The organism is Streptomyces sp. NPDC047974 (assembly GCF_040653375.1).
Taxonomy (GTDB): domain Bacteria; phylum Actinomycetota; class Actinomycetes; order Streptomycetales; family Streptomycetaceae; genus Streptomyces.
On sequence record NZ_JBEZNU010000022.1, the window covers coordinates 21,800 to 46,300 of the forward strand.

Below are 24,501 nucleotides of genomic sequence, written 5' to 3' on the forward strand. Positions count from 1 at the left end.
TGGCCCCTCCGGCGCGCGGCGGATACCTTCTCCCTCGGAAGTGACTGCTGTGACCTGGGGGGGTTGCATGACACGGGCCGTGGATCTGCCTGCGACGGCGGAGTCGCTGCGGGAGTACCGGCGCGGCGGCGTGCAGGCGCTGGCGGCCGGAGGGCTGCTGACGGCTCTCGGTGTCGGTGTCGGCGTGCTGTCCGGCCTGGACGGCGGATGGTCGAGGAGCGTGACCTCCGTGATCGTCGGGCTCGGGCTGACGGCCTTGTGCGCCGGGAGCTTCTCCTGGCCCATGGCCCGGCGCTTCCGCCGGGTGCTCGGGGCGAGGGCGTGGTCGGCGCACGCGGCGGTGGCGGTGGCCGATGACTGGAAGGGGGAGACGGTCGTCCTGGCCGCACCGGACGGGGAGGAGCGGTGGACGCTCCGGGTGATCGCCTCCCGGACGCGCTGGACGCCGGTCCGTCCGGTGGCGCCCGGAGTGCTGTGGTGGTGCGGCGACCCGCGCGTGGGCGGGGTGCTCGCGCTGCCCGGCGGCGGCCCGCTGTTCTGGGCGAGGCCACTGCGCGGGGAGGCCGTGCGGCGGCGGGTGCTGGACCACGCCGAGGGGGCTGGCCTGTCGGCCCTGGAGGTCCCGGATCCGCCGGACCACCGCGCCGCGTCCCTGGCGTTCCCGGCCGCCCCGCCCGCGGAGGTCGCGGCCGCCCGCCGCAAGGAGCTCCGTCGGCGGCTGACAGGCCGCTGGCGGTGGGTCGTCCTGCCGTTCGCCGTCGTGCTCGCCCTCGCGTGGAACTGGATCGGCGCGGCCGACGCCGATCCGCAGACCGACCTCACCGTGGTGAGCGAGGAGGCGGACGGCGACTGCGTGGTCCGCTGGAAGGACCCGTGGGACGGCCGGGAGCGCACCGGCCCGTTCGCGTGCGACCCGACGCGCGATCCACTGCTCGTCGGCAGCTGGGAGACCGCCTTCGTCGTCTCGTACGGCCCCTGGAAGGGGGATCTGTACGGCTATGTGGGCGAGCGGCGGGTCGGCTCGGATCCGGACGGGACGGTCGGCGCCCTGGCGACGGTCGGCTTCTTCGGCGTGCTCGGCGGCCTCGCCGTGGGCTGGTGGAGCTTCTGGCACCGCCGGGGCGCGCTGCGCCGCGCAGCGCCCACCGGTGTCGTGCCCCGGGAGCCTCAGGAGGCGGTCGGCTCCTGAGGGTCCCCGGCAGCCTGACCGGCCGACCGGCCGACCGCCTGACCGGCCGCCTTCCGTTCGCGCCAGCGGTCCATCAGGGTGAGCATCTCCTCCTGCAGGAAGGCGAAGAAGTCGGCGGTCTCGGTGGTGCGGGCGCCGGCGGCGGTGTCGGGGCCGAGGGTGGCGGCGCCGTCGCGGAGGACCTTCTCCCAGCGGAGCAGGATCTGGTCGCGGCGGGTGAAGGTCTCGTACCAGATCTCGTTGTGGAGCACGTACCGCTCGCGGCGGGTGCCCGGTTCGCGCTCGCGGGCGACCATGCCGACCTGGGTGAGGTAGCGGATCGCGCCGGAGACGGCGGCGGGGCTGATCCTGAGCTGTTCGGCGAGCTCCGCGGAGGTGAGGGAGGCGGTCTCGGAGGCGAGCAGGGCGGCGAAGACCCGGGAGGCCATCCGCTGCATGCCGGCCTCGGTCAGCTCGCCGGCGAAGCGCTCCACGAAACGGGAGACGGCGTCCTCCTGCGGCGGGGTGCCTTCGGTGCTGGTCATGGGGCGACTCTATACCGTTCCTTTTTACGGTTCCTTAACTTCACAAATTTGTGAAATGAGCGTACGTTCCGAAGCATGACGAACGCCATCAGCGTCACCGGACTCCACAAGTCGTTCGGCCGCACGCACGCCCTCGACGGACTCGACCTCACCGTCGCCACCGGCGAGGTCCACGGCTTCCTCGGCCCCAACGGCGCCGGGAAGTCCACCACCATCCGCGTCCTCCTCGGGCTGCTGCGCGCCGACTCCGGCTCCGTGAGGCTGCTCGGCGGCGACCCCTGGGCCGACGCCGTCGCCCTCCACCGGCGGCTCGCGTACGTCCCCGGCGACGTCACCCTCTGGCGCAACCTCTCCGGCGGCGAGGTCATCGACCTGTACGGGCGGCTGCGCGGCGACGGCCTCGACCAGGCCCGCCGCGCCGAGCTGATCGAGCGCTTCGAGCTCGACCCCACCAAGAAGGGCCGCACCTACTCCAAGGGCAACCGGCAGAAGGTCGCCCTCGTCGCCGCCTTCGCCTCCGACGCCGAACTCCTCGTCCTCGACGAGCCCACCAGCGGCCTCGACCCGCTGATGGAGGAGGTCTTCCAGGACTGCGTCCGCGAGGCCCGCGACCGGGGCCGGACCGTGCTGCTCTCCAGCCACATCCTCAGCGAGGTCGAGTCCCTCTGCGACCGGGTCAGCATCGTCCGCAAGGGCCGCACCGTGGAATCGGGCTCGCTCGCGCAGCTGCGCCACCTGACCCGTACCAGCGTCACCGCCGAGCTCGCCGGACCGCCCCGGGGGCTCGACCGGCTCGCCGGCGTCCACGACCTGCGCGTCGAGGGCCGCACGGTCCGGCTCCAGGTCGACACCGACAAGCTCGACCCGGTCCTCGCCGCGCTGCTCGCCGCCGGCGTCCGCTCGCTCACCAGCACCCCGCCCACCCTGGAGGAGCTCTTCCTCCGCCACTACGCGGACACCGAGGTGGCGTCATGACCGCCCTCGCCGGCACCGGCACCCTCACCCGGCTCGCGCTCCGCCGCGACCGGCTGGCCCTCCCCCTGTGGGCCCTGGTCACCGGCGGCCTCGTCGCCTCGGGACCCGGCTCCCTGGAGGGGCTGTACGGGACGGCCGAGGCGCGCGCCGAACTCGCCGCCTCCATGACCGCGAACAGCTCCCTGCGCTCCCTCTACGGGCCGGTCTTCTCCGACTCCCTCGGCGGGCTCGTCGCCTGGCGCTTCGGCGCCTTCGCCGCCGTCCTCGCGGCCGTCGCCTCGCTGATCGTCGTCGTCCGGCACACCCGCGAGGAGGAGGAGACGGGCCGGCAGGAGCTCCTCTCCGCCGGGGCGGTGGGCCGCCGGGCCCCGCTCACCTCCGCGCTGCTCGCGGCGCTGACGCTCAACGCCGCCACCGCCCTCCTCGTCGTCGCCGGGCTCGCCGGACAGGGCCTCGCCGGGGCGCTCGCCCTCGGCCTCGCCATCGGCGGCACCGGCATGGTCTTCGCGACCGTCGCCGCGCTCGCCGCGCAGCTCACCGAGAGCGCGCGGCTCGCCAAGGGCATCGCGGGCGGCGTCCTCGGCCTGGCCTTCGCGCTGCGGGCCGCGGGCGACTCCGGCGACGCCTCCGGCTCGTCCGCGCTCACCTGGCTGTCCCCCGTCGGCTGGGCCGAGAACGTCCGCGCGTACGGCGGCGAACGCTGGTGGGTGCTGCTGCTGATCGCCGCGGCCGTGCTCCTGCAGACGGTCCTCGCGTACGGGCTCGCCGCGCGGCGCGACGTCGGCGCGTCCTTCCTCGCCACCCGGCCGGGCCCCGCCGCGGGCCGGCTCGCCACCGCCGGCGCGCTCGCCGTCCGCCTCCAGCGCGGTGCGCTGACCGGCTGGGGGCTCGGCTTCCTCCTCGGCGGGCTCGTCTTCGGCGGCATGGCGCAGGGCGCGGCGGAGATCGTCGGCGACAACGACAAGGCGCGGGAGATCTTCGAGCGGATGGGCGGCCAGGAAGGGCTGACCGACGCGTTCCTTGCCACGATGGTCTCGCTCTTCGGGATGCTCGCCGCCCTGTACGCGGTCGGGGCGGTGCTGCGGGCGCACGGCGAGGAGACCTCGGGCCGGGCGGAACCCCTGCTCGCGGCCTCGCTCGGGCGGCTGCGCTGGGCGGCCGGCCACCTGGCCCACGCCTTCGCCGGCTCCGCGCTGATCCTCGCCCTCGCCGGCCTCGGCCTGGCCCTCTCGTACGGCGACGACCTCGGCCCGATCCTGGGCGCGGCGCTCGTCCAGCTGCCGGCCGTGTGGACCCTCGCGGGGGTGGCGGTGCTGGCGTGGGGCGCGGCGCCGCGCCTCGCCGCGGCCGGGTGGGGGGTGGCGGGCCTGTGCCTGGCCCTCGGCTGGATCGGCCCGGCCCTGGACCTCCCGCAGGCCGTGCTCGACCTCTCCCCCTTCGCCCACCTGCCCAAGCTGCCGGGCCCGGATCCGGCGTGGACCGGGCCGCTGCTGCTCACGGCGCTGGCGGCGGTCCTCACCGCGGCCGGTCTGGCGGGGCTGCGCCGCCGCGACCTCCAGGTCTGACGCGGGTCAGACCTCCACGAGGAGGGACTCGAAGCCGCGGATCACGTAACCGGGTTTCCGGACGGGGTCCGCGGCGAGCCGCATCCCGGGCGCCCGCTCCCGCAGGGCGCGGAAGACCGCGTCGAGTTCGAGGCGGGCCAGCGGGGCGCCGAGGCAGTAGTGGATGCCCGCGCCGAAGGTGACGTGCGGGTTGTCGGCGCGGGTCAGGTCCAGTTCGTCCGCGGTGGGGCCGAAGACGGCCGGGTCGCGGTTGGCGGAGCCGAGCAGGAGGGCGACCTGCGCGCCGCGGGGGATCACCGTCCCGCCGACCTCGATGCCGTCGAGGACCCACCGTTCGAACATCTGGAGCGGTGTGTCGTGGCGGAGGAGTTCGTCCACAGCTGTGGACAGCTCTCCGGCGGCGAGGGACGGCCAGGCGTCGTGGCGCAGCAGCGTCCACGTCCCGCCCACCGCCGTGTTCACGGTGGCCTCGTGCCCCGCGTTCAGCAGCAGCACGCAGGTGGAGACCATCTCCTGCTCGGTCAGCTCCTCGACGCCGACCAGCGCCGAGACCAGGTCGTCGCCGGGCTCGGACCGGCGGCGCGCGATCAGCCGGCGCAGGTAGTCGGAGAAGTCGACGGAGGCGCGGACGGCCGCGCGGGCGGTCTCCTCCGAGGGGTTCAGCTCGAACATCCCGCAGATCGCCGCCGACCACGGCCGCAGCATGGCCCGCTCCTCGTCGGACTCCGGGATGCCCAGCATCGCGGCGATGACCGCGACCGGCAGGGGTTCGGCGACCGCCGCCTGGAGGTCGCCGCCGCCCGCCGCGACCAGCTCCCCCACGAGACCGGCCGCCAGCTCCCGTACCGTCGGCGCGAGGCGCTCCACCGTCCGCGGGGTGAAGGCCTTCGAGACGAGGCGCCGGATGCGGGTGTGGTCGGCGCCCTCCAGGTCGAGCAGCCCGTGGTCGTTCAGGGTGTGGAAGGGCTCGTGCCGGGGGTCGGGCGCCGCGCGGCCGAACTCCTCGTGGGTGAAGCGGTGGGTGTACGTGCGCCCCAGGCGCCGGTCCCGCAGCAGCGCCGACACGTCCGCGTGGTGCGGGACCAGCCACTGCCGTGTGGGCCCGTACCAGTGGGCCCGGCCGGCCTCCCGCAGCTCCGCGTAGGCCGGGTACGGGTCGGCGACGAACTCGGGGGACCAGGGGTCGAACACGGCGGCGGCGTCCATGCCGCGACGCTACCGCCCGACCTGCACCAGCCGCGCCTCGTACGCGAAGACCGCCGCCTGTGTCCGGTCGCGCAGGCCCAGCTTGACCAGGATCCGGCTGACGTGGGTCTTGATGGTCGACTCGGCGACGACGAGGTGCTCGGCGATCTCCTGGTTGGACAGGCCCTGCGCGATGAGGACGAGGACCTCCGTCTCGCGCTCGGTGAGTTCGCCGACCTGCGCGACGGCGGGCGCCCTCGGCGCGGTGTCGGCAGTCCGCGCGAACTCGGTGATGAGCCGTTTCGTCACGGTCGGCGCGAGCAGCGCCTCGCCCGCCGCCACGATCCGGACGCCGTCGGCGAGCTGCCGGGCCGAGGCGTCCTTGAGGAGGAAGCCGGACGCGCCGGCGCGCAGCGCCTGGTAGACGTACTCGTCGAGGTCGAAGGTGGTGAGGACGAGGACCTTCGCGTCCGCGTCGGCGGCGACGATCTCGCGGGTGGCCTCGATGCCGTTGAGTTCGGGCATCCGGATGTCCATGAGGACGACGTCGGGGCGGAGGGCGGCGACCTGCGCGACCGCCTCCCGGCCGTTGACGGCCTCGCCGACGACCTCGATGTCCGGCATCGCGCCGAGGAGCACCGAGAACCCCTCGCGGACCATGATCTGGTCGTCGACGATCAGCACCCTGATCACTGGTCGGCCCCTTCGCGCTGGACGGGGACGAACACGGCGACCTCGTAGCCGCCGTCCTCCGTCGGTCCGTCGGTCATCTCCCCGCCGAGCATCGTGACACGCTCCCGCATGCCGGTGATGCCGTGGCCTGCGCCCGGGGACGGCTTGACGAGCCCGCGCGCCGGGCCGTTGGCGATCCGCAGGCCGAGGCCGCCGAGGACATGGCTGACCTCGACCTTCGCCGGGGCGCCCGGTGCGTGCCGCAGCACGTTGGACAGGGCCTCCTGGACGATCCGGTACGCCGACAGCTCCACGCCCTGCGGCAGGTCGCGCACCGCGCCGGTGACGGTCAGGTCCACGGCGAGCCCGGCCTCCCGGACGTTGGCGACGAGCCCGTCGAGGTCGGCGAGGGTGGGCTGCGGGGCGTCGGGGGCCTCGTAGTCCTCGGCGCGCACGACACCGAGGATGCGGCGCAGCTCGGTGAGGGCGGCGACGGCGTTCTCCCGGATCGTGAGGAAGGCCTGCTCCAGCTCCGGCGGCGGGTTCTCCACCCGGTAGGGCGCGGCCTCGGCCTGGATGGCCACCACCGACATGTGGTGCGCGACGACGTCGTGCAGCTCGCGCGCGATGGTCGTCCGCTCCTCCAGGAGGGTCCGCTTCGAGCGCTCGACGGCGGTGACGGTCTGCTGGGCGGTGACCTCGCGCGCCGCCTGGCGGCGGGTCTGGACGACGGCGATGACCAGCAGGAAGAGGGCGGAGACGAAGAGCATCTCGGCGCCGTTGAAGCCGTATCCCGAGCCCATGCTCAGGAAGAAGGAGGTGAAGGTGGCGTACGCGGCGGTGATCAGCCACATCCACGCGGCGGCCCTGGGTCCGGTCCGCAGGGCGACGATCACCAGGACGAAGAGGTGGGCGGCGAAGGAGTTCGGCGTCCAGGGCCAGCCGTCGTACCCGCTCAGATAGGCGACGAAGGGCGTCGACCCGATCGAGAGCCAGAAGGCGGTGGCCGGGCGGCTGACGGTGAGGAGCACCGCGGCCGTCGGCAGCAGGCAGGAGACGAGGGCGACCGGCCCGAAGGAGTCGTCGATGCGGTCGAAGCCGAGGAGGAAGGTCACCAGGGCGAGGAAGCCGATCGCCGCGTGCGGCAGCAGTCCGGCGTGCGGGCGCAGCCGCCGGGGCAGGAAGCGCAGCGCGGGGCTGTCCGGCGCGAGCCGGGGCAGCGGGCGGTAGGCGAGGGCGTCGCCGGAGAGGTCTTGGCGCAGACCGCCGAGCGCGTCCAGCGTCATGCGGAGCTCGGGGCTGCGGCTGCCCGTGTCGGGGGTCTGTGTCGGATTCACGCCGACCACGGTACGGAACGCCCCGGGACGCCCGCGTCCCGCTGGATGCGGATCCCGGGCCGTCCCCCTTGAGTACTACGCGGGTCCTAGGCCGTTTCTTTCGGATCAGGCCGGATCAGGGAGCGGCGTCTGGTGCGTGCGCTCGCAAGGCGGAGGAGGGAGTCCATGCGGAGCATCGGCGACCGACGACAACGCGGCGAGCGCGCGTGCCAGACGCCGCGAGCCCGGCATGATCCGGAAGAGACGGCCTAGAACGCCAGCTGGGCGAGTTCCTCGGCGACGACCGCGCACGCGTCGGCCGCCGGGTCGATGAGGGGGAAGTGGCCGACGTCCTCCAGGAGCGTGAGGCCGACCGTCTCGCCCGCCTTCGCCGCCGCCTCGACGAAGGCGTCGGCGACCTCGGCGGGGACGGTGAGGTCCGCGCGGCCCTGGACGAGCGCGGTGGCGATGCCGGTGGGCAGCAGCCGCGCCGGGTCGGTGGCCGCGGCCCGCTCGTCGTACGCCTCCTCGCCGCCGAGCAGCTGGGTCACCGCCCCGCCGCAGACGTCGAGTTCGCGGGCCCGGTCGAAGTGGCCGATGGGCGCGAGGGCGACGACGCCGCGCAGCGCGGGCGCGGCGGGCAGCCGCCAGGGGGAGCCGGCGGGCAGCACGTGCCGGGCGGCGGCCCACAGGGCGAGCTGGCCGCCGGCCGAGTGCCCGGTGAGGACGGTGCGGTGCGGGTCGGCCTGCGGCAGATGGGCGGCGGCGAGTTCCGGTACGGCGTCGAGGGCGGCGGCCACGTCGTCGAAGGTCTCCGGCCAGCGGCCCGCGACCGGGGTCGTACCGCCCTGGTGGGGGAGGCCGGGTCCGCGCCGGTACTCGACGCTGGCGACGGCGAAGCCGCGGCGGGCGAGGAAGTCCGCGAAGGGGCTGATGTGCTGCCGGTCGTAGGGGGCCCGCCAGGCGCCGCCGTGCAGGACGACGACGAGCGGGGCGCGCCCGCCGCCGGTCCTGGGGGCGTACAGGTCGACGATCTGGTCGGGGTGGTCGCCGTACGCGGCGGTGGCGTCGGGGGGGACGGCCGGGTGCGAGAAGGCCGATGCCTCTTCGGCGGCGTCGCGCGCGGCGGGGTCCGGCATGGGGGGTTCCAACCTCTCGGTGACGGGGCCGAATCGGCCTGACCTGCGGGGACCGTATCAGGGTCAGGGCCCCGCAGATCAGGTGAAGATCATCCGATCTGACGGCCGGTCACCGGCCTTCTGCAGAAGGCCGGTCGGACTACTTCCCGGCCAGCACGTCCGCCAGGACGCGGGCCGCGCGCTCGGCGTCCGCGAAGCCGACGTACAGCGGGGTGAAGCCGAACCGCAGGATGTCCGGGCGACGCAGGTCGCCCACCACCCCGCGCTTGATCAGCTCGGGCATCACGGTGGGCGCGTCCGCGCAGGCCAGCGCCACCTGGCTGCCGCGTTCGGCGTGCGGCTCCGGGGTGATCGGGGTGACCCGGCCCTCGGGGACGTAGGCCCGCACGCACGCCAGGAAGAAGTCCGTGAGCGCGAGGGACTTGGCGCGGACGGCGTCGATCGCGACCCCGTCCCACACGTCGAGCGCGGCCTCCAGGGCCAGCATGGACAGGATGTCCGGGGTGCCGACGCGGCCCCGGACGGCACCGTCGGCGGGCCGGTAGCCGGGCGTCATGCCGAAGGGGTCGGCGTGTGAGGTCCAGCCCGGCAGCGGCGAGTCGAAGCGGTCCTGGTGGCGCTCGGCGACGTACAGGTACGCGGGCGAACCGGGGCCGCCGTTGAGGTACTTGTAGGTGCAGCCGACCGCCAGGTCGACGCCGTGGGCGTCGAGGCCGACGGGCAGGGCGCCGGCGCTGTGGCACAGGTCCCAGACGGCCAGCGCGCCCGCCGCGTGGAGGGCGGCGGTGGTGCCGGGCAGGTCGTGGAGCCGGCCGGTGCGGTAGTCGACGTGGTTGACGAGCGCGAGCGCCGTCCGCTCGTTCGCCGCGCCCGGGATGTCGGCCGGGTCGAGGGGCACGATCCGGTGACCGGTCATCCGGGCGGCGGACTCGGCGATGTACCCGTCCGTGGGAAAGGTCGACGCGTCCACCAGGATCTCGTCGCGTCCCTCTTCCGCGAGGCGGGCCGCCGCGACGACGGCCTTGAAGACGTTCACGCTGGTCGAGTCGCCGGCGACGATCCGTCCCGCGGCGGCGCCGACGAGCGGGGCGATCCGGTCGCCGATCCGCTCGGGGGCGGTCCACCAGCCCGACTCGTCCCAGGAACGGATCCGCAGCTCGCCCCACTCGCGGCCGATGACGTCGGCCATGCGGGCGGGGACGTGCGCGGGGAGCGCGCCCAGCGAGTTGCCGTCGAGGTAGACGGTCTCCTCGTCGAGGGCGAACTTCGCGCGGTGGCCGGCGAGCGGGTCGGCGGCGTCGAGGCGCAGGGCCTCCTCGCGGAGGGCGGTGGCGGTGGCGGTGGCGGGCCGCTGCGCCCGCTCGTACGGGTCAGACATGGCTGCGGGCCGTCCAGAGCTCGGGGAACACGTTCTTCTGGGCGCGCTTCTCCAGCCAGGCCACGCCCGCGGAGCCGCCGGTGCCGGTCTTGGCGCCCATCGCGCGGCGGGTCGCCACGAGGTGGTCGTTGCGCCAGCGCCAGACGAGTTCGGCGACGTCGCTGAGGGCCTCGCCGAGGCGGACCAGCTCCTCGTTCTCCTCCGGCGCCGCGTACAGCGCCGCCCATACGGCCTCGACCTGCGGCGAGGGCTCGTAGCGCTGCGCCAGGTCGCGGGTGAGGACGGACGGCGGCACGGCCTGCCCCCGGCGGGCGAGGAAGCCGAGCACCTCGTCGTACAGGCTCGGCTCGTGCAGCGCCTTCTCCAGCTCGGCGTGGACGCGGGGCGCGCCCCGGTGCGGGACGAGCATCGACGCCGACTTCTCGCCGAGCAGGAACTCCATGCGGCGGTACATCGCCGACTGGAAGCCGGAGCCCTCGCCGAGCGCGCCGCGGTAGGCGTTGAACTGGGCGGGGGTGAGCTGGGAGAGCGGCCGCCAGGAGTGGTTCAGCGCCTCCAGCTCGCGGACCGAGCGCTTGAGCGCGTCGACGGCGACGGGCAGGCGGTCGGCGCGCAGGGCGCGGCTCGCGGTCTCCCACTCGTGGACGATGACCGTGAACCACAGCTCCATGACCTGGGTGGTGACCAGGAAGACCATCTCGCCGGGGTCGTCCGAGCGGAGGTGCTGGAGGTGGGTGAGGACGTCGGCCTGGACGTAGTCCTCGTACGGCGTCGTGCCGGCGAAGTCGAGATTCGGTGCTTCGACGACCGATCCGGCTGCGGGGGAATCGGGGGTGGATGACATTGCTGTCTCCTCGATACGGGCTACCGGGTAGCGGTCCGCTCCACCGTGCGCGCTCAGCGGCGCGCCACGGGAGCTCCGGTCCCCTCGGGAGGCGCGCTCCTTCGCACGCGTCCCAAGCGCATCATGACACGATCGGACCGGTGATGTAGATCCCCTCTTCGCTATACGGATAAGCGTTCGAACGACATCCGTTGAGGCCCTTGATCTGCTGCATCATCGCGGGCGCGGGCTTCCCCGGCCCCCCGCAGCCCATGTGCTGCCGGATGCCGATCTCGTGGCCGACCTCGTGGTTGATGATCAGGTGCCGGTACTCCTCCGGCGGCCCGGCGAAGGTCGGCGAGCCCAGCATCCACCGCTTGAGGTTCACCACGACGCCGTCGGCGGTCTCGCAGTTCAGCTCGCCGTGCGTGTTGAAGCCCTGGCGGGCGCAGAGCGCGTCGGCGGTGTCGGGAGTGGCGATCCGGATGACGAAGTCGGCGTCCGACGCCACCAGCTGGAAGCGGCCCCGGCCGTGCGCGGCCCAGCTGCGCGGATGGGCGAGGATCGCCTCGATCTCCTCGGCGGTCCCCCGGGCCGGGAGGTCGACGCCGTCCTCGATCTGCACCCGGTAGCGGCGCAGGGTGCCGCTGGTGCCGGTGATCCGGCCGGAGGCGGTGACGGAGGTGAAGGTGCCCGGACCGGACTGCGGCACGGTCGGGGTCTTCTTCTTCGTCGCGGTCGGCGTCGGCTTCGGCTTGGGCTTCTTGCTCGGCGTGGGCTTCGGCGTGGGCGTGGGCGTCGGCTTCGGCGCGGCCGTCGTGGTGGGCGCGGGCTCCGCGGTCGCCCCGGACCGCGGGGCCCCGGCGGCGGCCGTCGCCTCCTCCCGCTTCTCCTGGAAGTGGGCGAGCGCCACGCCCGCGCCGAGCGAGACGCCCATCAGGACCAGGGTCGACAGGACGAGCCGGCCCCGGCGCGTCACGCGCGTCCCCGCACCGCGGCTCCGCCCGCTCCGCCGGTCGACTCGGCGCCGGTCGGACGCTCCCCGCTTGCCCACGACAGTTCCCCCCTGTTTCAGGCCGGTCCGGGGATCGTACCGGCCGGGGGTGACGGCCCGGTCAGCCCAGGGTCTCGGCGGCCGTCTCCGAGGAGTCCCGCAGGAAGGTCGTGCAGCGCTCGTACTCGTCCTTCTCGCCGATCTCGCCGGCGGCCCGGGCCAGCGCGTGCAGGGCCCTCAGGAAGCCGCGGTTCGGCTCGTGCTCCCACGGGACCGGGCCGTGCCCCTTCCACCCGTTGCGGCGCAGCGCGTCCAGGGCGCGGTGGTAGCCGGTGCGGGCGTAGGCGTACGACTCCACCACGCGGCCGGCCTCGAAGGCGTCGTCCGCGAGCTGCGCCCACGCCAGCGAGGAGGTCGGGTACTTCGCGGCGACGTCGGCGGGGGCGGTGCCCTGCGCGAGGGCCTCACGGGGGCCGGGGTCGTCGGGCAGAAGGGTGGGGGCGGGCCCCCCGAGCAGATTCTCATGCGTAACCATCCCCCCAGTCTGCCCCAGCCCCGCCCCTCCGTTGCGGGCATACCTCGCGGTTACTCGGAGCCCGGATCCAGCGGCGGGGCCGTGAGGGAGCAGTGGGTCCTGCAGGTGGGGTGGCAGGGGGCGGGACGGGGGGCGCGCAGGGTGGCCCAGGAGAGCGCGGCGCCCAGCACGAGGACCCCGGCGCAGATGGGCATCGCCCGGTCGAAGGTCGCGTCGAACTCCGTCGCCGAGAGGTACGCCGTCGGCCCCATGCCCGTCAGCAGCGGCAGCGCCGCCACCGCGACCAGGCCGGCCGCCCGCGCCGCCGCGTTGTTGATGCCGCTGGCGAGCCCCGCCCGGGCGACGTCGACGGAGGCGAGGACCGTCGCGGTCAGCGGCGCGACCAGCACGGTCATGCCGAGGCCGAGCACGACGAGGGCGGGCAGCACGTCCCGTACGTACGAGGGGTTCTCCCCGACCCGCAGCATCAGCAGCATTCCCGCCGCGCACAGCAGCGGGCCGACGGTCAGCGGGATGCGCGGCCCGATCCGCTCCCCCAGCTCGCCGGACTTCGCGGAGAGCAGCAGCATCAGCACGGTCGTCGGCAGCAGCGCCGTACCGGCGGCCAGCGCCGAGTAGCCCGAGACGACCTGGAGCTGGAGCGCGGCGAGGAAGAAGAAGCCGCCGAACGCCGCGTACACGCACAGGGTCACCACGTTGACCGCGGTGAAGAGCCGGGAGCGGAAGATCGACGGCGGCATCATCGCCCGTTCGCCGCGCCGCCGTTCCACCACCACGAAGCAGGCCCCGGTCAGGAGACCGGCCGCCCCGGCCCACCAGAGCGCGTCGATCAGCCCGTAGGTGACGAGGCCGAGCGCCGCCGCGCCGAGCACCGCCCCGAGCACGTCGAAGCGGCGGCCGTGCGCCGCCTCGTCGCGGGACTCGGGGACGTGGCGCAGCGCGACCGGCACGCAGAGCGCGGCGAGCGGCACGTTCAGGAGGAACACCCACCGCCAGCCGGGCCCGTCGACCAGCCAGCCGCCGACGAACGGCCCGACCGCCGCCCCGACCCCGCCGAAGCCGGACCAGAGGCCGACCGCGCGGGCCCGGTCGTCGGGGTGGAAGCTCGCCTGGATCAGCGCGAGCGACCCGGGGGTGAGCAGCGCTCCGCCGACGCCCTGGAGGGCCCGCGCGGCGATGAGCACGCCGGCGTCGGGCGCGAGGCCGCACAGCAGCGAGGCGAGCGCGAACCAGACGACGCCGACGACGAAGATCCGGCGCCGCCCGTACCGGTCGCCGAGCGAGCCGCCGAGCAGGATCAGCCCGGCCAGCGTCAGCATGTACGCGTTGACGGTCCACTGGAGCGCCGCGAGGTCGGCGTCGAGGTCCTCGCCGATGTGCGGCAGCGCGACGTTGACGACGGTCGAGTCGAGCAGGGCCATCGCCGAGCCGAGCACGGTCGTGAGGACGATCCACCGCCCTCGGGCGGAGGCCATCCGTACCTCGGGGGCGGCCACGCTCATGCCTGCATGGTCCCCCGTCCCAGAGGCTCCTGCCTCCTCAGCCGCCATCGGTCCGCAGCCGTGTGGCCGCCCTGACCAGCGCGTCCACGCCCCGTTCGGCCTTGGCGCGGGGGCAGCCCACGTTGAGCCGGACGAAGCCGGGCGTGCCGTACGTGCCGCCGGGCATGATCGCGACCCTCTCCGTACGGACCAGTTCCTCCTGGAGCCGCGTCTCGTCGATGCCCAGCGGCCGGAGGTCGATCCAGGCGAGGTAGCCGGCCTGCGGCGGGCTCCACTCGACCCCCGGCAGGCCCGCGCGGAGCCGTTCCCCGACCATGTCCATCGTTCCGGCGACATAGCGGCGGAGCCCGTCGAGCCAGGGCGCGCCGTGCCGGTAGGCGGCGATGTGGGCGGTGAGCGAGAGGACGGCCGGGGAGGCGAGTCCCTCGGCCGTCTCCATCCGCCGCAGGAACTCCGTCCGCTCGTCGGGGTCGCCGATGATGCCGTACGAGCCGGAGAGGGCCGGGAAGTTGAAGGCCTTGGTCCCCGAGGTGATCAGCGCCCAGCCGCAGCCCCGGCCGGGCTCGGCGATCCGGCTCCACGGGACGTGGCGGTGGCCTTCGGCGGTGAGGTCGGCGTGGATCTCGTCGCTGACCACGGTCACGTCGTGCCACTCGGCCAGTTCGTAGAAGTCGGTGAGCTCCTTCTCGGTCCACACCCGGCCCGTCGGGTTGTGCGGCGAGCAGAGCAGCAGCATCCGGCTGTCCGGGCGGGCCAGTTCCCGCTCCAGCGCCGCCGTGTCCCCGACCGGGACCCCGCGCATTTCGCGCCCGAGCCCGGTGACGGCCTTGCGGAAGCCGTCGTACGTGGGGGTGTGGACGACGACGCCGTCACCGGGCTCGGTCCACATCTGGAGCAGCTGGGAGAGCTGGCTGAGCACCGAGGGCGCGTAGACCAGGGCCTCGGTGTCGATCGCGGTGTCGTACCGGCTCGCGTACCAGTGGCGCACCGCCTCGCGGAAGCCGTCGGACCCGCCGAGCCGCCAGTCCGTGTAGCCGAAGACCCCGTGGTCGATCCGGGAGCGCAGCGCGTCGAGGACCGCGGGCGGGGACGCGAAGTCCATGTCGGAGATGGTGAAGGGGAGCAGGTCGGAGACGCCGAAGCGGTCCGCGATCCCGTCCCACTGCACCGACCAGGTGCCCCGCCGGTCCCGTATCTCGTCGAAGTCGTCCATCGAGCTCCTCGCTCTCCTCGGGTACGCGAAGGGCCCGGCACCCGCGCGGGGGTGCCGGGCCCTTCGGTCACGGCTTACTTCAGCTTCTTGCCGGCCGAACGCAGGGCCTCGCACGCCTCGGTGACGCGGGCGGCCATGCCCGCCTCGGCGAGCTTGCCCCAGGTGCGCGGGTCGTAGGTGGACTTCTTGCCGACCTCGCCGTCGACCTTCAGGACACCGTCGTAGTTGCGGAACATGTGGTCCACGACCGGACGGGTGAAGGCGTACTGGGTGTCGGTGTCGAGGTTCATCTTGACCACGCCGTTCTCGATGGCGGTGGCGATCTCCTCGGCGGTCGAGCCGGAGCCGCCGTGGAAGACGAAGTCGAACGGGGACGCCTGGCCGAACTTCTCGGCGACGCCGGCCTGGAGGTCCTTGAGGAGCTCCGGGCGCAGGACGACGTTGCCCGGCTTGTAGACGCCGTGCACGTTGCCGAAGGAGGCGGCGAGCAGGTAGCGGCCCTTCTCGCCCAGGCCCAGGGCCTCGGCGGTGCGGATCGCGTCGTCGACGGAGGTGTACAGCTCGTCGTTGATCTCGTGGGTGACGCCGTCCTCCTCGCCACCGGTCGGGGTGATCTCGACCTCAAGGATGATCTTGGCGGCCGCGGCCTTCGCGAGCAGCTCCTGGCCGATGGCCAGGTTGTCGGCGAGGGTCTCGGCGGAGCCGTCCCACATGTGCGACTGGAAGAGCGGGTTCTCACCGCGGGCGACGCGCTCGGCGGAGACGTCGAGCAGCGGGCGGACGTAGCCGTCCAGCTTGTCCTTCGGGCAGTGGTCCGTGTGCAGCGCGACGGTGATGTCGTACTTCGCGGCGACGATGTGGGCGAACTCGGCCAGGGCGACGGCGCCCGTGACCATGTCCTTGCTGTACTGGCCGCCCAGGAACTCGGCGCCACCGGTCGAGATCTGGATGATGCCGTCGCTCTGGGCCTCGGCGAACCCGCGCAGCGCCGCGTGGAGGGTCTGGGAGGAGGTCACGTTGATGGCCGGGTAGGCGAACTTGCCAGCCTTCGCCCGGTCGAGCATCTCGGCGTAGACCTCGGGGGTTGCGATGGGCATTCGTCCGCTCCTTGTGATGTGCGGGTGTGCGTTGCTGTATCCCTGACCTAGGGCGACGTCATCGTCGGTGCCATCTTTCCAGACTCTTGTACGGGCTCCCACGGGCGCCGCATGCCGAAAGGCGGGGTGTTTCACGTGAAACACCCCGCCTTTCGGTAAAAGTGCAGGTCAGAACCGCATTCGTCGAGGTCCGGGACCTAAGTCACGACTTCGCGGCGGTTCGTCCGTGCGACTAGGAGAGTCCGAGCTCGTCAAGAGCGAAGGCGTAGAGGTACGGGACGCCCGCCGTGCCGCTGATCTTCTCGCCGGCGCCGGTGGCGCGGTCCACGATCGTGGCGACGGCGACGACCTCGGCACCGGCCGCGCGGGCCGCCTCGACGGCGGTCAGCGGGGAGCCGCCGGTGGTCGAGGTGTCCTCGACGATCAGGACCCGGCGGCCCTTGATGTCCGGGCCCTCGACCTGGCGCTGCATGCCGTGGGCCTTGGCGGCCTTGCGGACGACGAAGGCGTCCAGGCGCTCGCCGCGCGCGGCGGAGGCGTGCAGCATCGAGGTGGCGACGGGGTCGGCGCCCAGGGTGAGGCCGCCGACCGCGTCGAAGTCGAGGTCCTTGACCAGGTCGAGCATGACCTGGCCGACCAGCGGCGACGCCGCCCCGTCCAGCGTGATCCGGCGCAGGTCCACGTAGTAGTCGGCTTCCAGACCCGAGGAGAGGGTCACCTTGCCGTGCACCACGGCCTTGTCCTTGATCTGCTGGAGCAGTTCAGCGCGTACGTCAGTCATGCGCAGCAGCTTAAAGCCGCCGCCACGCCCAGACGCTCTCGACCTCCAGCGGGTCGATGGGGGTGACGAGGCGCGGGTGGGTGTTGAGGCCGTTCGGCGGGCCGGACTGCGGCTCGACGCAGACGGCGTCCTCGGGCTCGTCGTAGATCACCACCCACTCGGCGCGGCTGGTCACCTTCAGCTCCAGCTCGCCCGGCCAGGTGAGGGTGACGTCGACGCCGTCCGGCATGCCGAAGCAGTCGTCCCAGGGTCCGGGCAGCGGGGCGATGCGGCGGCCGGTGGGCAGGTGGTTCCCGCCGCGCTCCTCCTGCCAGCCGGGCGTGAAGCCGAGGCGGACGTCCTCGCCGCCCGCGCCGAGGTTCCGCAGGAACCAGGGGTGCCAGCCGGCCTGCGCCGGGAAGGAGTCGTCGTACGCCTCCACCCCGAACGTCAGCGTCAGCCGGTCCTCGGCCAGTTCGAGCACCTGGGTGACGCGCCCCTTGTACGGCCACGGGTCGTCGAGCTCGCAGGTGAGGACGGCCTCGGCGGCGGTGGCCCGGGCCACCGTCCAGGCCCGGTCGCGGACCGTGCCGTGGATGGCGTGCGGGGCCGCGTTGACGGGCAGCTGGTGGGTGGTGGCCCCGTCACGGAACCGGCCGTTCTCGGTCCGGCCGCACCAGGGCACCATCGGGAAGCTGCCGTAGCGCTCGCCCTGCTTGAGGACCTCGGTGCCCGCGAGGCGCAGGCTCTCGATCCGGCCGCCGCGCTCGGCGTTGATGGTCAGCTCGGCGTCGCCCGCCGTCAGTCGCGTCAGGTTGCTCACGCCCCGACCCTAAGTCCTGCGGCCCGCCGGATTGGACCGTTTCAACGCGGGACTTTCCGGGAGCGCCGGCGCGGGACTCTCCCGGGGCCTTTCAACGGCGGCGGCGCAGCGCCCTGGTGACGACGACGGCGGAGGCGAGGGCGAGGGCGGCGGCCGGGGCGACCCAGCGGAGGGTGGCGCCGGCGCCGCTCGGAGCGGGGGCCGGCACGGGGGCGTACCGGCCGCGCGGCGGCGCGTGGTCGACCTCCTCGGCGCTCCGGCCGATCATCGTCCGGCGGGCGTGGGCGGCCTCGGCGGCGGGCTTCGCGGCGGGGAACTCCTGCGCGGCGGCCGGTTCGTGGCGGACGTCCTCGCCGAAGCCGGGTTCCCCCGTGGGGTCGTCGCCGTCGAGGGCGCCGATGCCGGTGCCGTCGCCGGTGCCGAAGGAGGTCGCCCCGTCGGGGCCGGGCTCGGGGCGCGGCTCGGCTCCCGGCTCCGCGGCGAGTTCGGCCGCGAGGGCCGCGGCGGCCTCCACGAAGGCGTCCAGGAGGCGGTCGCGGGCGGCGTCCCGGGCCTCCTCGGGCTCCTCGGCGAGCCGGCCGGTGGCGGTGAGGGCGCCGGTGAAGCTGAGCCCGGTGCCTTCGGCCGCCGGGGTGAGGACGACGGTCAGGGAGACCTCGGCGGCGCCCTTGCCGCGGGCCTCGGTGCCCTCGCCCTCGTAGGTGATGGCACCGTCCCGGTCGACGATCCGCAGGCCGCCGCGGTAGGTGATGGTGTGCCCGCCGACCCGGAGCCGGAACCTCCCGACGACGTCCTGCCCGGACGGGGAGGCGTCCTCCGTGTCCGCGGAGGCGTCGCGCTGGAGGCCCGGCACGCAGCGCGCCACCCGCGCCGGGTCGGTGAGGGTGGCCCGCAGGGCCTCGGCCGGGACCGGGACGAACACCTCATGCTCCATGGGGCCCGAGCCTACTCAGCGGGGCGCCCGGCGTCGCCCGTTCCGCGACGGACCCGCGCACCGGGTCCTCCGCTCAGTTGCAGTACCGGGGGTGCACCAGCGTCGACGGCGCGAGCCCGGTGATCCGGGTGCGCTCGGCACGGCGGGCGGCGGCGGGCAGGTCGCGGGGGGCGAGGGAGCGCAGCGGGGGCCCGTCGGCGGCGAGCCCGAGGACGGGCGGCCGGTCGCCGCGGACGGCGAGCAGGAAGCCCCAGTCGTCGGGTCCGGCGCGTCCGGCGCCCGCCCGTCCGGCCCGGTCGGGGCCGGCCGCGAAGCCGGGGGTGCGGCCCTCGGTGCTGTACGGCCGGGTGGCGTAGCCGGCGGCGCGCAGGGTGGCGTCGGCGGTCCAGTAGGTGGCCGGCCGGTCGGTGGCGGTCCCGGCGTGCACGACGAGCCGGCCGCCGTCGGCGAGGACGCCCGCGGCGAGGCCGTAGAACTCCTGGGAGTACAGCTTGGTGCTGTGGGTGATCCCGGGGTCGGGCAGATCGGAGATCACCACGTCGTACCGTTCCTGCACGCGCCCGGCGGCGCCCCTCAGCCAGTGGAAGGCGTCGGCGTGGACGACCCCGACGCGCGGGTCGCGGAAGGCGTGCCCGTTGAGCGCGGCGAGCGCGGGGTCGGTGCGGGCGAGCCGGACGACGCCGGGGTCGAGCTCGACGACGGTGACGGCGCGGACCCCGGGGTGGCGGAGCACCTCGCGGGCGGCGAGGCCGTCGCCGCCGCCGACGATGAGCACGCGCGCGTGCGGCCCGTTCATCGCGGGGTGGACGAGCGCCTCGTGGTAGCGGTACTCGTCCTCTCCGGCGACCCGCAGCCGGCCGTCGAGGTAGAGGTCGGGCGGGCCGTCGGGGCCGCCGGTGACCACCACCTCCTGGAGCTCGGTGTGGACGGCGACCCGCACCCGCTCCCCGTACACGGCCCGGCGGGCGGCCTCCTCGAAGTCGTCGACGAGGACGGTCGCGGTGGCGAGCACGCCGAGGACGGCGAGGTTGACCCCGACGACGAGGGCCCGGCCGCGGGCCGTGAGGTCGCGGCGGAAGAACCAGAGCACCAGGGCGGCGCCCGCGACGGCGTTGACCGCGCCGGTGACGAGCGCCCCGGTGAGCTGCCCGAGCCAGGGCAGCAGCAGGAAGGGGAAGGCGAGCCCGCCGACGAGCGCGCCCACGTAGTCGGCGGCGAACAGGTCGGCGACCGTGCCGGCCGTGTCGTCGGGGTCGCCGGCCGGGGCGGGGCGCCGCACCCGGCGCGGCCGGCCGGTGGCGACGGACCGTTCCGGCGCCCGCTGTATGAGGGACATGAGCAGCGGGATCTCGGCGCCGATGAGGATCCCGATGATGAGCGAGAAGGCCACCAGGACGCCGCGTGAGGCGCCGATCCAGGCGAAGCACGCGTACAGCACCAGCGCCGAGGTGCCGCCGACGAGCGCGAGGGCGCCCTCGATCAGGCCGAAGCCGACGGCGGCGCGGCAGCGCAGCCGCTTCGCGAGCAGCGAGCCCAGGCCCATCGCGAAGACCATGACGGACAGCACGACGGACGCCTGGGTGACCGAGTCGCCGATCAAGTACGAGGCGAGGGCGACGAGTTCGAGCTCGTAGACGAGACCGCAGGCGGCGCAGACGAAGACGACCACGAGGACCGGCCACCGCACCGTGGCGCGCGGCCGCGGCGGCGGTCGGCGCACCCTCGTGGGTGGCAGGGTCACGGTCGGCTCGATCATGCCGTAACGCTACGTCACGACCTCCTCGCCCTTTGTCACCCACACGAGTGCACCTGAGGCGCCGAAGGGGCGCATCAGAGTGTGGCGGGCATACGTGCGCCGATCCTGGTACGGGTGACCACGAGCTGGCCCTCCTGCGGGTAGGCGTGCCAGGTCCGCCAGCGCACCTGGCCCTCGTGACGCTGCGCCAGCATCGCGGTGAAGGCGTGCGGCGAACCGGGGAAGGTGCCGGCCAGGCCGTGCGGATGGTCGGCGACCAGCGCGAGCAGCTCCTGCGCCCGGCCCGCGAAGGAGCCCTGCGAGAGCGTCTCGACGCGCGCCGCGAATTCGTACTCCCATTCGCCGACGCGCTTGGAGACGCCGAGCGGCAGCGGGGTGCTGCTGCCCGGCATGCAGGCGACGGTCTCGGAGCAGTGGCGGCCCTCCTCTTCGAGCAGGACCTGGTGGGAGGCGCCCAGCAGCCGCAACTGCAGTTTCGCGCCGGAGAGTTCGAGATCGAGCACGGCGAGCGCGGGCAGCGGCTCGCGGCCAAGGGCCCAGGCCAGGTCGGCCGCGCGCGTGTCGGTGTAGGAAGTCTTCAGGGTGGTGAGCATGGGTCGGCTCCGCAAACACGGTTTGACGGGTGGGCCGGGGGCGCCCCGGAGAGGGTCCAGCAGGAGTGGGGGGAGGCACCGGCTCGGGTCCACACACGGTCCGAGGGCTGTCTCTGACACGAGCGAGAGAACCACGTACGTCGGGCGACTCGCAGCGTTTTTACCCAACTTGCCTTGGTTTCCATCCCCTTCGGGGACCCCAACGTTCAATTGTTCAAACAGAATCGATCGCCGAGCGACCGACAGAGGCGCTCAGGACGTCAATCCCGCCCCGCTCCTCACCCGTTGACCCTCTAAGAACCTCCGCCACAGCCGCCTCCCCCGCAACTGGAGCCGCACGAGCTCGACCCGCCGCAGCTGCTCCCGCCGCTCCCGCCGCCGGACCAGCCGCCGCGCCGCTTCCTCCCCCTGCTCCCGCCGCCGACGCTCGACGCGGCGAGGCCGACGACCACCACGATCACGAACACGATGACCACGAACGTCATCCTCATCACCCCCGTGCGGCGGCACCCTGCCGCCTCTGCCCGGGGAATTCCCGCCCCGCCCCCGGCCCAAAGCGCACTTGAGCAAGTCCAGAGCTTCGGCCCAGGATGACCGCCATGACACGACCGCTGCTCAACCGCCGGCTCGCGGAGTTCGGGACCACGATCTTCGCCGAGATGTCCGCGCTCGCCGCCAGGACCGGATCGATCAACCTCGGTCAGGGCTTCCCCGACACCGACGGCCCCGAGGAGATCCGCGAGGCGGCGGTGCGCGCCCTGCGCGACGGCCGCGGCAACCAGTACCCGCCCGGCCCCGGCGTCCCCGAGCTGCGCACCGCGATCGCCGACCACCAGCGCGCCCGCTACGGCCTGGAGTACGACCCCGACACCGAGGTCCTGGTCACCGCCGGCGCCACCGAGGCCATCGCGGCCGCCCTCCTCGCCCTGGTCGGCCCCGGCGACGAGGTGATCGCCCTGGAGCCGTACTACGACTCGTACGCGGCCTGCATCGCCATGGCGGGCGGCACCCGGGTCCCGGTCACCCTCCGCCCCCACGAGGGGCCCCGCGGCGGAGCCGCCGACGGACGCTACGTCCTCGACCTCGACGAGCTGCGGGCCGCGGTCACCCCGCGCACCCGGCTCCTCCTCCTCAACACCCCGCACAACCCCACCGGCACCGTCCTCACCCGGGCGGAGCTCACCGCCATCGCCGAGCTGGCCGTCGAGCGGGACCTGCTCGTCGTCACCGACGAGGTCTACGAGCACCTGCTCTTCGACGGCGCCGAGCACGTCCCGATCGCCACCCTCCCCGGCATGCGGGAGCGCACGGTGACCATCGGCTCGGCCGGCAAGACGTACTCCTTCACCGGCTGGAAGGTCGGCTGGACCACCGCGAGCCCGGAGCTGACCTCGGCGGTCCGCTCGGCGAAGCAGTTCCTCACCTACGTCTCCTCCGGCCCCTTCCAGTACGCGGTCGCCGAGGCCCTGCGCCTCCCGGACACGTACTACGACGGCCTGCGCGCCGACCTCCAGGCCAAGCGGGACCTGCTGAGCGAGGGCCTCGCCGAGGCGGGCTTCGAGGTCTACCGGCCGCGCGGCACGTACTTCGTCACCACCGACATCCGCCCCCTCGGCACCGACGACGGCTTCGCCTTCTGCCGCTCGCTGCCGGAGCGGGCCGGCGTCGTCGCCATCCCGAACGCCGTCTTCTACGACCACCGCGAGGCCGGCGCGCCCTTCGTCCGCTTCGCCTTCTGCAAGCGGACCGACGTCCTGGAGGAGGCCGTCTCCCGGCTCAAGCGGCTGGGCTGAGAACGCCGGAAGCCGGGTCCCCGCGAGGGGGACCCGGCTTCCGGCGTGCGGGGAGGGGCTCAGCCCTCGTCGCCCTCGGTCTTCTCCTCCGGGGAGGCCAGACCGAACTGCTCGACGATCCACTTGTCGAACTCGATGGAGGCGCGGACCCAGCTCACCGTGGAGGAGACGAAGTGCTCCAGGGCGACGCCGGTGCCGATCAGCATCTGCGCCTCACCGATGAGACGGAGGGTGGCGGAGCCGTCCTCCTCCTCGTGCAGGTGGGTGTAGACCTTCGGCCACAGGGTGCGGCGGTTCCAGTCGTCGATCGCGTCGAGGACCTTGGCGCGGTCGTCGGCCGAGTGCGGACGGTCGTAGAACGTACGCACCGAGAACACCTGCTGCTCGTTCTCGCCGCGGAACATGAAGTACGTCCGGAATTCCTCCCACGGCGCCGCGAGGTCACCCTCGTCGTCGACGACGTACTTGAGCTCCATCTGCTCCAGGAGCTGCTTCACCAGGTCCTGGTCGGGGACGACGGGGCCCGCCGGTCCTGCCTGGGGCTGGGGCTGACCCCCGAAATTCGGAATCGAGGACGGGTCGATGCTCACCGTGTATTTCCCTTCGTACGGATGTCGCCATCCTCCCCCATCCCGGCCGGTCCGTGGCAAGCCCCGCCGGTACGGATCCGCTGCGGGCTGACAGGATCCGCACCCCTGGTCGCCACGGGGAAGCCGTACGAGCCCTCAGCCGGCCCTTCCGACGATCAGGTCGTCCTCGAAGCGGTCCACGCGGACGGTGTCGCCGTCGCGGACCTCGCCGGCCAGGATCTCCTTGGCGAGGCGGTCGCCGATGGCCGTCTGGATGAGGCGGCGCAGCGGGCGGGCGCCGTACGCGGGGTCGTTGCCCTCCTCGGCCAGCCACTCCAGGGCCTCCGGGGTGACCTCCAGGGTGAGCCGGCGGTCGGCGAGCCGCTTGGCGAGCCGGTCGATCTGGAGGCGGGCGATGCGGCCCAGCTCGGCGCGGTCGAGCGCGGAGAAGACCACCAGGTCGTCGAGGCGGTTCAGGAACTCGGGCTTGAAGCTGGCCCGGACGACCTCCAGCACCTGCTGCTTCTTCTCCTCGTCGCCGGTCAGGGGGTCCACCAGGTACTGGCTGCCCAGGTTCGAGGTGAGGATCAGGATGGTGTTGCGGAAGTCGACCGTGCGGCCCTGGCCGTCGGTGAGGCGGCCGTCGTCGAGGACCTGGAGCAGGACGTCGAAGACCTCCGGGTGCGCCTTCTCCACCTCGTCGAGGAGCACGACGCTGTACGGGCGGCGGCGGACGGCCTCGGTGAGCTGGCCGCCCTCCTCGTAGCCGACGTAGCCGGGAGGCGCGCCGACCAGGCGGGCGACACTGTGCTTCTCGCCGTACTCCGACATGTCGATGCGGACCATGGCCCGCTCGTCGTCGAAGAGGAAGTCGGCGAGCGCCTTCGCCAGCTCGGTCTTGCCGACGCCGGTGGGGCCGAGGAAGAGGAAGGAGCCGGTGGGCCGGTCGGGGTCGGCGATCCCGGCGCGGGTGCGGCGCACGGCGTCGGAGACGGCGCGGACGGCCTCGGACTGGCCGATGAGCCGGCGGCCCAGCTCGTCCTCCATGCGGAGCAGCTTCTGCGTCTCGCCCTCCAGGAGGCGGCCGGCGGGGATGCCGGTCCAGGCGCCGACGACGTCGGCGATGTCGTCCGGCCCGACCTCCTCCTTGACCATGGTGTCCTTCT

At 73.8% G+C, this 24,501-nt stretch carries 23 protein-coding genes; 4 read left to right on the plus strand and 19 right to left on the minus strand.

Annotated features, from left to right (window positions below; genetic code table 11):
- Window positions 1–79 precede the first annotated feature (79 nt).
- Window positions 80–1,189 (plus strand): hypothetical protein, encoded by a 1,110-nt coding sequence (locus AB0E19_RS27115; protein WP_362184800.1) that lies wholly within the window; start codon window positions 80–82, stop codon window positions 1,187–1,189.
- Here AB0E19_RS27115 and AB0E19_RS27120 read toward each other — a convergent pair.
- Window positions 1,168–1,713 (minus strand): MarR family transcriptional regulator, encoded by a 546-nt coding sequence (locus tag AB0E19_RS27120; RefSeq protein ID WP_362184801.1) that lies wholly within the window; start codon window positions 1,711–1,713, stop codon window positions 1,168–1,170. The genes AB0E19_RS27115 and AB0E19_RS27120 overlap by 22 nt on opposite strands.
- A 75-nt stretch (window positions 1,714–1,788) precedes the next feature.
- On the opposite strand from AB0E19_RS27120, the gene AB0E19_RS27125 reads away from it, so the two are divergent.
- Both AB0E19_RS27125 and AB0E19_RS27130 read left to right on the plus strand, forming a co-directional pair.
- Window positions 1,789–2,688: an ABC transporter ATP-binding protein gene (locus tag AB0E19_RS27125; protein ID WP_362184802.1), complete on the plus strand. Its 900-nt coding sequence runs from the start codon at window positions 1,789–1,791 to the stop codon at window positions 2,686–2,688.
- Window positions 2,685–4,253: an ABC transporter permease gene (locus AB0E19_RS27130; RefSeq protein ID WP_362184803.1), complete on the plus strand. Its 1,569-nt coding sequence runs from the start codon at window positions 2,685–2,687 to the stop codon at window positions 4,251–4,253. Before AB0E19_RS27125 ends, AB0E19_RS27130 begins: the two co-directional genes overlap by 4 nt.
- 6 nt (window positions 4,254–4,259) lie before the next feature.
- On the opposite strand, the gene AB0E19_RS27135 is transcribed toward AB0E19_RS27130, so the two are convergent.
- The 16 genes from AB0E19_RS27135 to AB0E19_RS27210 form a co-directional block, all read right to left on the minus strand.
- Window positions 4,260–5,459: a cytochrome P450 gene (locus AB0E19_RS27135; RefSeq protein ID WP_362184804.1), complete on the minus strand. Its 1,200-nt coding sequence runs from the start codon at window positions 5,457–5,459 to the stop codon at window positions 4,260–4,262.
- Between the two features lie 9 nt (window positions 5,460–5,468).
- Window positions 5,469–6,131, minus strand: a complete 663-nt coding sequence (locus AB0E19_RS27140; protein WP_362184805.1) for a response regulator transcription factor — start codon at window positions 6,129–6,131, stop codon at window positions 5,469–5,471.
- Entirely contained in the window at window positions 6,128–7,396 is a 1,269-nt protein-coding gene (locus tag AB0E19_RS27145; protein WP_362184901.1) for a histidine kinase, read from the minus strand. The genes AB0E19_RS27140 and AB0E19_RS27145 overlap by 4 nt, the downstream gene beginning before the upstream one ends.
- 299 nt (window positions 7,397–7,695) lie before the next feature.
- Complete coding sequence (locus tag AB0E19_RS27150; protein ID WP_362184806.1) at window positions 7,696–8,565, minus strand: alpha/beta hydrolase; 870 nt, start codon at window positions 8,563–8,565, stop codon at window positions 7,696–7,698.
- A 139-nt stretch (window positions 8,566–8,704) separates the two neighbouring features.
- Window positions 8,705–9,943: a kynureninase gene (gene kynU, locus AB0E19_RS27155; protein WP_362184807.1), complete on the minus strand. Its 1,239-nt coding sequence runs from the start codon at window positions 9,941–9,943 to the stop codon at window positions 8,705–8,707.
- Window positions 9,936–10,787, minus strand: coding sequence for a tryptophan 2,3-dioxygenase family protein (locus tag AB0E19_RS27160; RefSeq protein ID WP_362184808.1), 852 nt, complete (start codon window positions 10,785–10,787; stop codon window positions 9,936–9,938). Before AB0E19_RS27160 ends, kynU begins: the two co-directional genes overlap by 8 nt.
- A gap of 121 nt (window positions 10,788–10,908) precedes the next feature.
- Window positions 10,909–11,745, minus strand: a complete 837-nt coding sequence (locus AB0E19_RS27165) for a DUF3152 domain-containing protein (RefSeq protein ID WP_362184809.1) — start codon at window positions 11,743–11,745, stop codon at window positions 10,909–10,911.
- A 136-nt stretch (window positions 11,746–11,881) separates the two neighbouring features.
- Entirely contained in the window at window positions 11,882–12,295 is a 414-nt protein-coding gene (locus AB0E19_RS27170; RefSeq protein ID WP_360602634.1) for a DUF3151 domain-containing protein, read from the minus strand.
- Between the two features lie 50 nt (window positions 12,296–12,345).
- The gene (locus AB0E19_RS27175; RefSeq protein ID WP_362184810.1) at window positions 12,346–13,797 is read right to left on the minus strand and encodes an MFS transporter; all 1,452 of its coding nucleotides are present in this window, start codon (window positions 13,795–13,797) and stop codon (window positions 12,346–12,348) included.
- A 37-nt stretch (window positions 13,798–13,834) separates the two neighbouring features.
- Complete coding sequence (locus AB0E19_RS27180; protein ID WP_362184811.1) at window positions 13,835–15,010, minus strand: MalY/PatB family protein; 1,176 nt, start codon at window positions 15,008–15,010, stop codon at window positions 13,835–13,837.
- 74 nt (window positions 15,011–15,084) lie between these two features.
- Entirely contained in the window at window positions 15,085–16,107 is a 1,023-nt protein-coding gene (gene fbaA / locus AB0E19_RS27185) for a class II fructose-bisphosphate aldolase (RefSeq protein ID WP_360602640.1), read from the minus strand.
- Window positions 16,108–16,339: 232 nt separating this feature from the next.
- Window positions 16,340–16,888, minus strand: coding sequence for an orotate phosphoribosyltransferase (pyrE, locus tag AB0E19_RS27190; protein ID WP_359529726.1), 549 nt, complete (start codon window positions 16,886–16,888; stop codon window positions 16,340–16,342).
- 10 nt (window positions 16,889–16,898) lie between these two features.
- Window positions 16,899–17,690, minus strand: coding sequence for an aldose 1-epimerase (locus tag AB0E19_RS27195; protein WP_362184812.1), 792 nt, complete (start codon window positions 17,688–17,690; stop codon window positions 16,899–16,901).
- A gap of 91 nt (window positions 17,691–17,781) precedes the next feature.
- Window positions 17,782–18,624, minus strand: coding sequence for an SRPBCC family protein (locus AB0E19_RS27200; RefSeq protein ID WP_362184813.1), 843 nt, complete (start codon window positions 18,622–18,624; stop codon window positions 17,782–17,784).
- 73 nt (window positions 18,625–18,697) lie between these two features.
- Window positions 18,698–20,380 carry a polyamine aminopropyltransferase gene (locus AB0E19_RS27205; protein WP_362184814.1) on the minus strand — a complete coding sequence of 561 codons (1,683 nt, stop codon included), beginning with the start codon at window positions 20,378–20,380 and terminating at the stop codon, window positions 18,698–18,700.
- A 74-nt stretch (window positions 20,381–20,454) separates the two neighbouring features.
- Window positions 20,455–20,973 carry a DUF2617 family protein gene (locus tag AB0E19_RS27210; protein WP_362184815.1) on the minus strand — a complete coding sequence of 173 codons (519 nt, stop codon included), beginning with the start codon at window positions 20,971–20,973 and terminating at the stop codon, window positions 20,455–20,457.
- 590 nt (window positions 20,974–21,563) lie between these two features.
- Between AB0E19_RS27210 and AB0E19_RS27215 the strand changes: the two genes are divergently transcribed.
- Window positions 21,564–22,766, plus strand: coding sequence for a pyridoxal phosphate-dependent aminotransferase (locus AB0E19_RS27215; protein WP_362184816.1), 1,203 nt, complete (start codon window positions 21,564–21,566; stop codon window positions 22,764–22,766).
- A 59-nt stretch (window positions 22,767–22,825) separates the two neighbouring features.
- Here AB0E19_RS27215 and AB0E19_RS27220 read toward each other — a convergent pair whose 3' ends face one another.
- Both AB0E19_RS27220 and AB0E19_RS27225 read right to left on the minus strand, forming a co-directional pair.
- A complete protein-coding gene (locus AB0E19_RS27220) occupies window positions 22,826–23,356 on the minus strand; it encodes a YbjN domain-containing protein (RefSeq protein WP_362184817.1) in 531 nt (176 codons plus the stop codon).
- 135 nt (window positions 23,357–23,491) lie between these two features.
- Window positions 23,492–24,501 (minus strand): AAA family ATPase (locus AB0E19_RS27225; protein ID WP_362184818.1); only part of this gene is annotated, 1,010 nt, incomplete at its 5' end.